Here is a 13,999-nt window from a genome sequence, read left to right as displayed (position 1 = left end):
TGTTCGGGACTGGCTTTGAATTTTTAGATATAAGCATAAAGTTAGAAGAGCATCAGATGTTAGTGAAGAAAATAAATTTACCGTGCCTGTCCCATTTGTTGTGGAGCTAATATTGTAAGGAATTCATTGCTTAGGTGTGTTACTAAAACTGAATAATTGGGACCGACTTCGAGTACTATTGGAGAAAAACTAAAATCGACAAAAGCATCTATCTCAAAGTATAGCAAAGTAGCCAATTACGTGTCTGTCCCTCTTGTAATGGATATGTAACTTTGAGTGATTGTTTACTTAAATTTTGTTAGTAAAACTAGATTTTAAAAATACGTTTAGCATTATTAGGAGCAAAGCGTTACAACTCTTAACTAAAAAGTACCACAACTTTTTACGTGAAAATAGTTAATATTTTATAAAAATTCCTCCAAATATTGCAAGTATTTTTTCACAGTGATACGATATATTTATAAATGTAAGATTATGCCTAATAGAAGGGGGAAGTTTTATGGAGTTTAAATTTGACAAGGAAAATTATAATTTTACGGTAAAAGAAATATCTGAAATTGCTAATAAACAATATAAAGAAGAGCCAAAAAAATTTATAAAATTTTTACAAAGCCAAGCAAGGTTTGCAAGTAAAATGTGTAACTTAGAAAAACAATTAGATAACAACTATTTTAATAAACCATTTGAAGAACTTTTAAAAGATAATCACAAGCTTTATGAAGATATAATAGGGGAAAGGTACAACACTAGTTTTTGTAATCCTGTTTATGCAGTAAAAGTTTTTGGTGAAGAACTAGGGAAAATAGCTACTTTTTTATACAATATATCTAAAAAATATATAACATATGCATTTTCACACAACTTAAAAATGATGCATTTTTATAACGAACATTTTTTAAGTATTTATAATTTTGTTGAATATAATAACAATGAAAACCCAGAAGATATAAAAGCACTATTAAAAGAATTAAACTTAAATAATCAAGAGTTTTTATGTAAACACAACTTAAAAGACAAACTAATAAATAAAGAAAGTCATGTTAAAAATATAATAGAAACGTCTAACTTAGATGATTTAAGATATCTTTTTAAATATGGTTACTATATAAGTGATAATGAAATAAAAACAGCAGAGTTTTTAAATAAATATGAAAATATAGATTTAATTGCAGATACTGTATGTAACGGTTATATAGAAGGATTTAAAAGAGACAATAAAGATTATAACAACAAGTCTACCTCAAGAATTTTTGCTAACGTAGGACAAGAAAGAATTATAAAACTTCTTATAGAAAGACTAAGAAGGTACTCATTAGAACCTATAATAGACCAACTTGTATATACATCACCAAATAAACAATTTGATTACGACCATAGATTCGATATAGGATTATTTTACGATGAAGAAATAGGCCAATCTAAACTAAAGGCTAATGAAAAGCTATTTGAAAAATATAAAAAAGAGTTAAAGCAGTATAGTGGAATACTTTATTTCGAAAAATTTGGAGAAACTCCTTTTGCACCAGAAAGCAAAAAAGAAGCATTAAAATTAAATGAAAAACAAGGTAAAATATATCAAAAATATCAATCAGCAATGGCTATCAAACAAGATAAATACATTCCAATGTCAGAAGTTAGCTTTACAATAATAGCTTTCCCAACTCCAGAAATAGGAGAGAATTTTGAGGAAATATTTGAAGATACATTAAAAATTAATTTATTAGACAGCAAACAATATGAAAAAATACAAAAACGTATAATAGATGTTTTAGATAAAGGTGACTATATCCATATAAAAGGTTTTGGAAATAATAAGACTGATATAAAAGTAAAAATGCATGAAATCAAAAATCCAGAAAAAGAAACTAATTTTGAAAACTGTGTAGCAGATGTAAATATACCAGTAGGTGAAGTATTCACATCACCAGTATTAAAAGGAACAAATGGATTACTTCATGTAGAAGAAGTATATTTAGGTGATTTAAAATATAAAAATTTAAGCTTAACATTTAAAGATGGATATGTAGAAGAATATAGCTGCACAAACTTTTTAGATGAAGAAGAAAATAAAAAATATATTGAAGAGAATTTACTTTTCCCACATAAAACATTGCCATTGGGAGAATTTGCTATAGGAACAAATACTTTAGCATATGTAATATCTAAAAAGCATCAAATAGTTAATATATTACCGATTCTAATAGTAGAAAAAATGGGACCACACTTTGCAATAGGTGATACTTGCTTTAGTCAATGTGAAGATGTAAAAGTATATAACTCAGATAGAAAAGAAATAATAGCAAGAGATAATGAAAAATCTATATTAAGAAAAACTGATATAGAAAATGCATACACTAGTTGTCATACGGATATAACACTTCCATATGATGATATTGAGTTAATATCAGTAATAACTAAAGAAGGAAAATCTATAGATATAATAAGAGATGGAAGATTTGTAGTAGAAGGAACAGAAGAATTAAATAGACCATTAGAAAATTAAATATAAATAAAAAAACTGGTTATTCCAGTTTTTTTTATTTTTATTATAGGGTTTCAAGTTCACTTTTAAAATTATCCATTCCAAAAACTTGGATACCAAAAATAGTGAGACATGGTCTGAATCGCTTAGAATTCAACACTACATTTTGTATGAAAATATTTTAAAGTTATTGAATAAATTTAAATTCGAGCTTGTTTCTCTATAAAGATCACAATTAGAACCTAAAAATTTTTAAATTTATTGGAATAATTTATGAATTAAATTAATATATTTAAAATGATGAATAATGATTTAAGGATGGTTGATTGTGAATAAAAAAATAACTTGTTTACTTATAGGTGCTATGGTTACAGGAATGTGCTTTGCACCTATAAATGCGTATGCTGCTAATGATAGGGTTACTAGAATAGGTGGAACTGATAGATATGAAACATCTATTGAAATTGCTGAAAAATTTATAGAAGATGAAAAAATAGATGCGGTAATTCTTATAGAGGGAGATGATTATCCAGATTCATTAACGGGATCAATACTTTCTAAAAAATATAATGCCCCAATAATTTCACTTAGGTATTCTCCTAAAAATAGTGTAAAGCAAATAGAATTTATTAAAACGCACTTAAAAACTGATGGAACAATATATTTATTAGGTGGAGAAAAATTACTAACAAATAGTTATGTTGATGAATTTAACAAACTTGGGTATAAAAATATAGAGAGAATTAGTGGTAATGATAGATTTGAAACTAATAAAAAAATAGTAGAAAAAGTTAAGGTAGAAGAAGGAACACCTGTTATAATAGCAAGTTCAGAGAAATTTGCAGATGCACTAAGTATGTCATCTATATCAGGAGCTAAGCAATATCCTATATTGTTAACAGAAGAAGATATTTTATCACCTAGTGCAATTGAACAAATAGAAAAAATAAAGCCTAAAAAAGTATTTATAGCTGGTGGTTTAGAAGCAATAAGTGACGAGATACAAAATGAAATCGACTATATGATAACAAATATAGAAGGAAGTGAAGTCATACGTTTAGCTGGAAAAGATAGATATGAAACATCTATGGAAGTGTTAAATCACTTTAAAGAAGAATTAAATGGTGAAAATATCTTTGTTACTGGTGGAAAAAGTTTTTCTAATGCACTACTAGGAGCTAGTTTGGCAGCAAAAACAGAATCACCAATACTTTTATCAGAATCACAAAGTATAGTTAATTCAAAACCACAATTAGATGATTATAAATCGGTTAATATATTAGGTGGAAAGTTTTCAGTAGAAGTTTTTACAGAGCAAAGATTAAACAATGAAAAGGAATTTTCATTTAAAGCAACATCATTCTATGAAGAAAATGGTAAAAAATACATGACAGGAACATTTAATAAGTTAAGTAAAGATACTGAAGAAGTAGAGGAATATTGTAGCTTCTATAAGTTACAATCTCATGTAATATATACAGAAGATAGAGAACCATGGATTCCAGATTGCGGTCAGGATATACCAATGAGTACTCCTGTAAAAGTAGAAATTAGTGATAATGTAGAAATAAAAGTAATAGAGGATGAAAAAATAAGTCCTAATAATTTACTTGGAACTAATCCAATAACTTTTGATGAATTAAAAACTAGAACTAATTGGAGTGGACATCCACTATTCCAAGTTGAATTTGAAAATAATAAAATATCAAAAATAACACAAGACTATAGACCTTAAAATAAATTATTAAGAAAAGAACCAGTACTTGAAATGCAAAGAAGCATATCAAGTACTGGCTCTTTTCTTATTTTGTTATGGGAATAAAATAAGAAAAAATTAAGGATTAAGAACATTATATAATTGACATTTGACAATGGACAATTGACAATTTAGGTTGAAACTGGACTACCAGTTTCTTTGAATTAGAAGGAGTAAAATTTGAGTTTTAGAGATAAAACCAAACAAAAGCTAAGATCTAATTTTACAGCCGTAACAAATGGGACAGGCACGACTAATGTAGTTCCATAAAATAGATAGTAGCTCTTACAATTTAGTTATATAAATAAAAGAAGTTAGCCAGTCCCCTAAAATAGTTAAGAGTTAATAGTTCAGGATGAAACTGGCAACCACTTTCTTTGAATTGTTGGGGACTGGTTTTGATCTATTGTGTTAGTAATATAAATTTAGGAGAGCATCAAGTGTTAGCGAAGAAAATAAACTTACCGTGCCTGTCCCATTTGTGATGGAGGTAGAACTTTGAATGATTGCATATTTAGTTGATGTAGAGATTCTTAGAAAATTGACAATGGACAAAGGACAATTGACAATGATGGAGGAAACTGGACTACCAGTTTCTTTTGAATTTAAGGTAGTAAAATCTGAGTTTAGGATATAAAACAAACTAAAGCTATATTCAAAGTGCACAGCCGTAACAAGAAGGACAGGCGTACCAAAGTATATTATCCATGAGTAATTTTTTCAGTGAAATCGAAAGGTTATCAATAAAACCTAAAGTAATCAAAGCCGGTCCTAAAATAGCAGCTTTGCTGCGTAGATGTTGGGGACCGACTTCGAGCAGTATTGGAGAAAAGCTAAAATCAACAAAAGTATCTATCCTAAAGTATAGCAAAGTAGCCAATTACGCGTCTGTCCCTCTTGTGATGGAGGTAAGACTATAATTTATTGCTTACTTAAATTTTGTTAGTAAAACTAGATTTTAAAAGTACGTTGAGAATTACTAGGAACGAAGTGAGTAGTAATAACCATAACTATTAACTATTAACTCTTAACTAAAGAAGTCCCACTTGTTATGGAGCTAATACTTTAAGGAATTGATTGCTTAGGTGTGTTGCTAAAATTGGTGATGGGGACCGACTTCGAGCAGTATTGGAGAAAAACTAAAATCAACAAAAGCATCTATCCCAAAGTATAGCAAAGTAGCCAATTACGCGTCTGTCCCTCTTGTTATGGAGGTAGAATTTTGGGTGATTGCTTACTTAAATTTTGTTAGTAAAACTAGATTTTTAAAATACATTGAGAATTATTAGGAACGAAGTGACTAATAATAACCTCAACTATTCACTATTAACTGTTAACTCCTAACTGATAAAGTCCCACAACTGTTAACTCTTAACCGACAAAGCGTTGAAAAGTCTCTATCGTCAGTTTTGCTTTAATTTAAACTAATTATTAAACAGTTTAAATGATAGGTTAAAAGAATATCTTTAACTAAATTAAAATTTTAGTTAAATACTAAAGAAATAAATAAAATGAAAATTAAATAGTTCTTTAATAAAAATATTAACAAAATAGTAAATATATACTATAAGTTTTAATTACATATCCTAGTAATTTTTGGATTATGGCTTTATCATGCTAATTTATTAACAAAAATAAATTGTTAACAAAATTTGAACTGAAAAGGAATTTTGAAAATCATAAAGAATATTTTTATATAGGGTTATTAGTCATAAAATATAACATTTTAATTCAAAATGTGTGTTAAGTATATTTAATAGGATAATATTTAAATATTCTTGTCAAATTTTGCATGATACATAATTCTGAAAAAAATACTAAATATTATTCTTTATACAAAATATACTGAATCTTTTTAATATTGATTCGAATATGTCCTATATGTGGGGAAACTTTTACTAAAGGATATAATATTTAAATTTATTTATCATATACAGACTAAATTTTAAGGGGGTTATTTTATTATGATGGAAAATTTTAAAATAGAAGATGCAATGGTAATCAAATTAGATGACAAACTACCAGAAATGCCTAAATTTGTAGAAGGAATAAGAAGAGCTCCAGACAGAGGATTTGATTTAAACGAAGCAGATGCAAAACTTGCTGTTAAAAATGCTTTGAGATATATACCGGAGAAATACCATGAACAAATGGCTAAAGAATTCATGGAAGAGCTTGTTACAAGAGGAAGAATCTATGGATATAGATTCAGACCAGAAGGAAAACTTAGTGGTAAACCTATAGATAACTATAAGGGTAAATGCTTACAAGGTAAGGCATTCCAAGTAATGATAGATAATAACTTAGATTTTGATGTTGCATTATATCCATATGAACTTGTTACTTATGGAGAAACAGGACAAGTATGTCAAAACTGGATGCAATACAGACTAATAATGAAATACTTAGAAAATATTACAGAAGAGCAAACATTAGTAGTAGAAAGTGGACATCCATTAGGACTATTTAGAAGTTCAAAAAAAGCACCAAGAGTTATAACAACTAATGGACTTATGATAGGTATGTTTGATAACGCTGATGATTTCCACAGAGCAACTCAATTAGGAGTAGCAAACTATGGACAAATGACAGCTGGTGGTTGGATGTATATAGGACCACAAGGAATAGTTCATGGAACATTTAACACATTACTAAATGCAGGAAGATTAAAATTAGGCGTTGCTGATGATGGAGATTTAAGAGGAAAAATATTCGTAACATCAGGACTTGGTGGAATGAGTGGAGCTCAGCCAAAAGCTATAGAAATAGCTAATGGTGTAGGAATAGTTGCAGAAGTAGACTATTCAAGAATACAAACAAGATTAGATCAAGGTTGGGTTGCAATGGCATCAGATAACCTTGAAGAAGTAATAAAAGTGGCTCAAGAAAAAGCTGCAAAAGAAGAAACTATATCAATTGCATATCATGGTAATATAGTGGATTTACTACAATACATGGTAGATAACAATGTAAAAATAGATTTATTATCAGACCAAACATCTTGTCATGCCCCATATGATGGAGGCTATGCTCCAGTAGGAATAAGCTTTGAAGAAAGAACTAGACTATTAAAAGAGGATAGAGAAAAATTCAAAGAATTAGTAGATGAAACTTTATTAAAACACTACGAATTAATAAAAATATTAGTAGATAGAGGAGTTTACTTCTTTGACTATGGTAACTCATTTATGAAAGCTGTATATGATGCAGGTGGAAAAGACATAGCTAAAAATGGAGTAAATGAAAAAGACGGATTCATATATCCATCATATGTTGAAGATATAATGGGACCAATGTTATTTGATTATGGATATGGACCATTTAGATGGGTATGCTTAAGTGGTAAAGAAGAAGACTTAATAAAAACAGACCATAAAGCAATGGAATGTATCGATCCAAATAGAAGAGGACAAGACAGAGATAACTACATCTGGATAAGAGATGCAGAAAAGAATAAATTAGTAGTTGGAACTCAAGCAAGAATACTATACCAAGATGCTGGTGGAAGAATGAAAATTGCACTAGAATTCAACAAAATGGTAAGAGAAGGACTAGTAGGTCCAATAATGCTTGGACGTGATCACCATGACGTAAGTGGAACTGATTCTCCATTTAGAGAAACATCAAATATAAAAGATGGAAGTAATATAATGGCAGATATGGCAGTTCAATGTTTTGCAGGAAATGCAGCAAGAGGAATGAGCTTAATAGCACTTCATAACGGTGGTGGTGTAGGAATTGGTAAATCTATAAATGGTGGATTTGGACTTGTTCTTGACGGAAGTGAAGAAGTTGATGTAATAATAAAATCAGCTATGGCATGGGATGTAATGGGTGGCGTAGCAAGAAGAGCATGGGCAAGAAATGAACACTCAATAGAAACATCAATGGAATATAACCAAGACAACAAAGAAACTGACCATATAACAATACCATATATAGCAGATGAAGACTTAGTAACAAAAGTAGTAAAAGAAGCTTTAAACAAATAAATAAAGCTTTAAAATAAATTCTCACTATGAAAAAACTGGCTATTAGCCAGTTTTTTTATAATTTAAAGGCATAAATTACAAGTTTAAATTATAAAACTAGCAAAAGCTAAATTCAAGGTTTGCAGACTAACAAATTATATAATGGACAATTGACATTTGACAATGTTGGTTGAAACTGGAGTGCCAGTTTCTTTGGAATTGTTGGGGACTGGCTTTGAGCTATTGTGTTAGTAATATAAATTTAGGAGAGCATCAGATGTTAGCGAAGAAAATAAACTTACCGTGCCTGTCCCATTTGTGAGGGAGCCAACACTAGGGGTAATTGCTTGTTTGAAAATTTTACTAAAACCCAAATAGGGGTACTGGTTCTTTACTTATCTTGTTAGGGGAATACAGTATTTGTGGAATCTAAAGTTAAGCGAAGAAAATAGCCAAAAATGAACCTGTCCCACTTGTTATGGTGTGAAAACTTAGAGATATTGCTTACTTAAATTTTGTTAGTAAAACTAGATTCAAAAATACGTTGAGAATTATTAGAAACGAAGTGACTAATAATAACCGCAATTATTCACTCTTAACTAAAAAAGTTACATCAACAAATGTGACAATCTTCTAAAAATCTTATCTTTTCTTCTAAGTAAAGTTCTATAGTTTACTCCTTTAATTTTAGCAAGGTCTTTTATTGTTGCTTGCTCTGTCACATAACAATAATATATCAAATTTCTATCATCTTTAGGTAAATCATTTATCAAATCAACAAGCTGTTTACCTCTACATTTATTTAAAAAATTCTCTTCTAAATCAAAAGAATCAATAACAGTATCAACTAAAGTTACACCTTCACCAATTGGTGAAGATAAACTGCTTATAGAATTATTTTCAGCTTCCTTTTTTATTAGGGCATTAAAATTTAGTTTAATAGCTCGCATAGTATAGTTTAGGAAAGCCCCTTGACATGGAGTGAAAAATTTAATACATTTAAGCACACTCTCATACCCAACCATGATTAAATCCTCAAGTTCATAACCTTTTATAAAAACACCTTTAGCTAAAGTTACAATATAAGGTTTAAATCCTAATATTAGTGTTTCCTTTGCTTTTTCATCACCTTGTTGAGCAGATTTTAATAGGTTGTCCAATAATTCTTTATTTTTTAATACCTCTATACTTTTGTGATATTTTGCAGAACCATTGTTTTCATTAGCTGCTTCCCTAAACGCCTCCTTAGTTAGTAAATCTTTATCATTTTTACTCATAATGAAATACCTCCAAGAATTTATTTTAGTTGACTAACTAATAAATTAGAAACTTATAAAAGTTATTGTCAAATAAACCTTTATTGTGTTTCTTTATGTATACCTTATCACAACATAATCTAATACTTAATAAATAATTAATTAAAAAACTGTAAATGAAAATTATTACACAATTATAAAGAACAATTAAAGAAAAATAAAAACTTTAATATAAAAAGATATATATTTTTAAAATACTATATAAAGGTAAATTAAATTTAAAATAAAATTTAATTCTATAAAACATTAAATATAAAAATAAAAATCAAATCAATAAATAGATTAAAATTGAATAAATGGAATAATAATGTAAACTTATAGCATTTATACAGTTGACTTTTATATAGCTGCTAAAATATAATGTTTTTTGTCGTGAAAAGATTAAATATGACTAAAAAATAACATTAAGAAAATACTGTAAAACAATACTTATGAATGATTAATAAATAAGTTTTGAACAATATAAATAAATTATTAAAAAAGTTGCAAAACTTAAAATAAAATACAAACAAATGGATAAAAATGTATTAAAAAAGGGGGCAGAAAAATGAGTAAAAATATGTTATCGCCATTGGAAGTAACAGAATACGTTGAAGAAGTAGGAGTGAAAAAAGCTAAGAACAAATCAATACAAACTTTATTCTTAGGAATTTTAGCAGGTGCTTATATAGCATTAGGTGCTTTTGGTTCAGCAGTAGCTTCACATAGCGTTACTAATTTTGGGTTACAAAAGACTGTAGCAGGATTAGTTTTCCCAGTTGGATTATTACTAGTTTTAATTTGTGGTGCGGAATTATTTACAGGAAATTGTTTATTATCAGTTGCAGTAGCTCAAAAAAGAATATCAATAAAGGATATGGCTAAAAATTTACTTATAGTTTTTATAGGTAACTTTATAGGAACAGTATTAATAGCACTTCTTGTTTATGGAGCAGGATTATTAGATTTTAATTCAGGGGCAGTTGGAGGATATGCAATAAAGGTTGCCACAGGTAAAGTTAATCTTACAATAACTCAAGCTCTATTTAGTGGAATACTATGTAACATAATAGTTTGCTTAGCAGTTTGGGGTTCTTATACAGCAAAAGATATTTCAGGAAAAGTATTAATGGGATTCATTCCTATATTTGTATTTATAATATCAGGTTTTGAACACTGTGTTGCCAATATGTATTACTTAACAATAGGTTTATTAGCAAAAGGTAACCCAGTGTATGTAGAAGCATCACATCAAACAGCAGAAAAGTTAGCGAACTTAAATGTGATAGGAGTAATTCATAACTTAATACCAGTAACAATAGGAAATATAATTGGTGGTTCTATTTTAATAGGACTAACATATTGGTTTATATATAAGAAATCTGAAAAAAATAAAGAAATAGTAAAAGAAAATAAAGTAGCATAAAAAACTGGCTAATGCCAGTTTTTTCTTTAAATTTTTTTAGTTCTGTATCTATTTTGTAACAATACTGATATGTATATGAATTATAATTAATATAATGGGAATATAGATATAAAAATGTAAAAAAATTCAAAGGTGTACATATGTAAAAAAGTTCAAAAAATATTAACATAAATTTCCTTAAAAAAATTGTAAAAAATGTTTTTTTCTTTATTGAATGTACAATACTAAAGGAGTATAATTATCTAGGTTATTCTCGTAATTTGGTAATTTACATATAGTATGAATAAGTTTTCATATGCCTAAAATAATTACATATTAGAGACATTAATCTTTAATAAAAGAAATTATTTTTAAAATCGTTTGTTCGGGGGTTGGAAGTGAGAATGAATATTGGAAAAGGACTTAGAAAAAGAATATTTTCAAAAGTTACATTGCTATTAATAGTGATGATAACATTGCTTTTAGTTGGGTGTAATAGTGCAAATGTAAGCCTTTCCGATAAAAAGCACTTAAAAGCAGTATTTGAAAGGCAAAATAAGATTTACTATTATGATGAAAAGAAACAAGAGATAAAAGAATTAGGTGAAAGTGGTACACTTAAAGAATTATTATCAGTAAGCCCCAATAATGAAAAAATTGTTTATCAAATTAAAACAGACGATACTTCCAATAAACAGCCAGAAATTGTTGTAGAGAACTTAAGAAATGGAAAAATAGAAAAACTGCCAATAAACAATGAAGAATTTAAAATAATAACTGACATAAAATGGATAAATGATGAAAGAATATTAATAAAATCACATATAAATCCGTCAGTACTTGCTTATGGCGTTTATGATGTAAATACGAAAAAAGAAGTGAATTTTGTAAAAGGAAACTCGCTAAACACATATAATGATGGAGATAAACTGTTATATACTAAAGAAGTTAAAGATACAGAAGGTACTAAATCATATATATACATAAATGATAAACTTGTTTATGAATTAGAGAATGCAGATGAACAAATACAAGAAACAGTTCTTTCAGAAGATTTTTCTAAACTTGCATTTAAAACATTTAAATTTGATATAACAACAGGGGAAGTAACAGATACTATTTACTTGGCTGATTTTGATAAAGAATATAAATTATCAAATATAAAATCAACTACAGTACCACAAGTTATAGTAGGTTCATTAATGTTAGATAAAAATCAATTATATTTATCAAACCATGATGTAACTTATAAAGTAGAAAATGACCTATTCACTGAAACAGATCTAAAGAAACCAGAACTAAATACAGAAAAACCAAAAGAAGAACAATTAGCAAAATTTAAAGAAATTTTAGCAAAACAATTTCCAAAGGAATTTGTAGCTGATTATTTAGAATTAGAAGAATTACAAATATATAATATAAAATTTTTCTAAAATAAAATAAAAGAAGATAAAAGATAATTTTAAAGATTATCTTTATAAAAACTGGCATTAGCCAGTTTTTTTATTTTAAAAATAATCCACAAAAATAAAACAATTTTTTGAATTATCAACAAAAAGCACATAAAACAAAAGCAAATTGGGGATAAAATTTCAAAAAATACAAATTGAGTGAAAAGTTATTAAATAATATGTGGATAGTTTTAAGTGGATTTTTAGAAATCCACAATGAACAAAGGATATTTGACAATGGTGGAGGAAACTGGGGTTTAGATAGTTAAGAGTTAATAGTTCAGGTTGAAACTGGACTACCAGTTTCTTTAAATTTAAGGTATTAAATTTTAGGTTGGGAAATTAAACTAGTCAAAGCTAAATTCAAGGCTCACAGCCGTAACAAGAAGGACAGGCGTACCTAAGTATATTTTCCATAAGTTATTTTTCGGTGAAATCGAAAGTTTATCAATAAAACCTAAAGCAATCAAAGCCGGTCCTAAAATAGCAGCTTTGCTGTGTACATGTTTGGGACCGACTTCGAGCAGTATTGGAGAAAAACTAAAATCAACAAAAGCATCTATACCAAAGTATAGCAAAGTAGCCAATTACGCGTCTGTCCCTCTTGTGATGGAGGCAGAACTTTGAGCGATTGCTTGCTTAGTTGAGGTAGAGAGTTTGGAAAAATTGAAAATGGACAATTGACATTTGACAATGATGGAGGAAACTGGGCTGCCAGTTTTTAAAAATTAGAAGCAGTGAAATCTGAGTTTAGGATATAAAACAAACTAAAGCTATATTAAAGGTTCACAGCCGTAACAAATGGTACAGGCACGAAAGGTGTATACCCATAAAATAGAGATAAGCTCTTTAAAATTAATTACCATAAATGAAAAAAGTTAGCCAGTCCTCAGGTAGCTACTATGTAGCGTAGTTGTCCGGGACTGGCTTTGATGTTTTAGATAGAAGTATAAAATTATGAGAGCATCAAGTGTTAGCGAAGAAAATAAATTTACCGTGCCTGTCCCATTTGTGATGGAGCTAATACTATAAGGATTTACTTGCTTAGGTGTGTTGCTAAAATTGGTGATGGGGACCGACTTCGAGCAGTATTGTAGAAAAACTAAAATCAATAAAAGCATCTATCCTAAAGTATAGCAAAGTAGCCAATTACGCGTCTGTCCCTCTTGTGATGGAGGCAGAACTTTGGGTGATTGCTTACTTAGTTGAGGTAGTTCTTTGGAAATTGACAATGGACAAAGGACAATTGACAATGATGGAGGAAACTGGAGTACCAGTTTCTGTGAATTAGATGGAGCAAAATTTGAGTTTAGGATATAAAAAAAACTAAAGCTATATTCAAAGTGCACAGTCGTAACAAGAAGGACAGGCGTACCTAAGTATATTTTCCATAAGTTATTTTTACAGTGAAATCTAAAAGGTATTAACAAAACCTAAAGTAATCAAAGCCAGTCCTAAAATAGCAGCTTTGCTGCGTAGATGTTCGGGACCGACTTCGATTACTATTGGAGAAAAACTAAAATCAACAAAAGCATCTATACCAAAGTATAGTAAAGTAGCCAATTACGCGTCTGTCCCTTTTGTGATGGAGGCAGAACTTTGGGTGATTGCTTGCTTAGTTGAGGTAGAGCGTTTGGAA

General features: G+C 28.8%; 8 protein-coding genes. 7 read left to right on the top strand and 1 reads right to left on the bottom strand.

Annotated features, from left to right (window positions below):
- Positions 1–499 precede the first annotated feature (499 nt).
- The 5 genes from CSGHG_RS06970 to CSGHG_RS06950 all read left to right on the top strand — a co-directional run bounded on the left by CSGHG_RS06970 (position 500) and on the right by CSGHG_RS06950 (position 8,230).
- Entirely contained in the window at positions 500–2,503 is a 2,004-nt protein-coding gene (locus tag CSGHG_RS06970; RefSeq protein WP_010293698.1) for an aminopeptidase, read from the top strand.
- Positions 2,504–2,810: 307 nt separating this feature from the next.
- Positions 2,811–4,217: a cell wall-binding repeat-containing protein gene (locus CSGHG_RS20145; protein WP_010293696.1), complete on the top strand. Its 1,407-nt coding sequence runs from the start codon at positions 2,811–2,813 to the stop codon at positions 4,215–4,217.
- 523 nt (positions 4,218–4,740) lie between these two features.
- Complete coding sequence (locus CSGHG_RS24610; protein WP_268869845.1) at positions 4,741–4,875, top strand: hypothetical protein; 135 nt, start codon at positions 4,741–4,743, stop codon at positions 4,873–4,875.
- 70 nt (positions 4,876–4,945) lie between these two features.
- A complete protein-coding gene (locus CSGHG_RS06955; protein ID WP_010293692.1) occupies positions 4,946–5,158 on the top strand; it encodes a hypothetical protein in 213 nt (70 codons plus the stop codon).
- A gap of 1,044 nt (positions 5,159–6,202) precedes the next feature.
- On the top strand, positions 6,203–8,230 hold the full coding sequence (locus tag CSGHG_RS06950) for a urocanate hydratase (protein WP_010293691.1): 2,028 nt from the start codon (positions 6,203–6,205) through the stop codon (positions 8,228–8,230).
- A 587-nt stretch (positions 8,231–8,817) separates the two neighbouring features.
- On the opposite strand, the gene CSGHG_RS06945 is transcribed toward CSGHG_RS06950, so the two are convergent.
- Positions 8,818–9,486, bottom strand: a complete 669-nt coding sequence (locus CSGHG_RS06945) for a sigma-70 family RNA polymerase sigma factor (RefSeq protein ID WP_010293686.1) — start codon at positions 9,484–9,486, stop codon at positions 8,818–8,820.
- A 586-nt stretch (positions 9,487–10,072) separates the two neighbouring features.
- Between CSGHG_RS06945 and CSGHG_RS06940 the strand changes: the two genes are divergently transcribed.
- Positions 10,073–10,930: a formate/nitrite transporter family protein gene (locus CSGHG_RS06940; protein WP_010293685.1), complete on the top strand. Its 858-nt coding sequence runs from the start codon at positions 10,073–10,075 to the stop codon at positions 10,928–10,930.
- A 377-nt stretch (positions 10,931–11,307) separates the two neighbouring features.
- Positions 11,308–12,342 (top strand): hypothetical protein, encoded by a 1,035-nt coding sequence (locus tag CSGHG_RS06935; protein ID WP_026022260.1) that lies wholly within the window; start codon positions 11,308–11,310, stop codon positions 12,340–12,342.
- Positions 12,343–13,999 lie beyond the last annotated feature (1,657 nt).

The sequence above is a fragment of the Clostridium senegalense JC122 genome, from assembly GCF_000285575.1.
Classification (GTDB): domain Bacteria; phylum Bacillota; class Clostridia; order Clostridiales; family Clostridiaceae; genus Clostridium_J; species Clostridium_J senegalense.
The sequence above is the reverse complement of the archived record's forward strand: the minus strand, read 5'-3'. Positions and strand labels throughout refer to the sequence as shown.

Coding starts and splice junctions, on each gene's coding strand:
- CSGHG_RS06970 (WP_010293698.1), top strand. CDS start 500: ATGGAGTTTAAATTTGACAAGGAAAATTATAATTTTACGGTAAAAGAA.
- CSGHG_RS24610 (WP_268869845.1), top strand. CDS start 4,741: ATGATTGCATATTTAGTTGATGTAGAGATTCTTAGAAAATTGACAATG.
- CSGHG_RS06955 (WP_010293692.1), top strand. CDS start 4,946: ATGAGTAATTTTTTCAGTGAAATCGAAAGGTTATCAATAAAACCTAAA.
- CSGHG_RS06950 (WP_010293691.1), top strand. CDS start 6,203: ATGATGGAAAATTTTAAAATAGAAGATGCAATGGTAATCAAATTAGAT.
- CSGHG_RS06945 (WP_010293686.1), bottom strand. CDS start 9,486: ATGAGTAAAAATGATAAAGATTTACTAACTAAGGAGGCGTTTAGGGAA.
- CSGHG_RS06940 (WP_010293685.1), top strand. CDS start 10,073: ATGAGTAAAAATATGTTATCGCCATTGGAAGTAACAGAATACGTTGAA.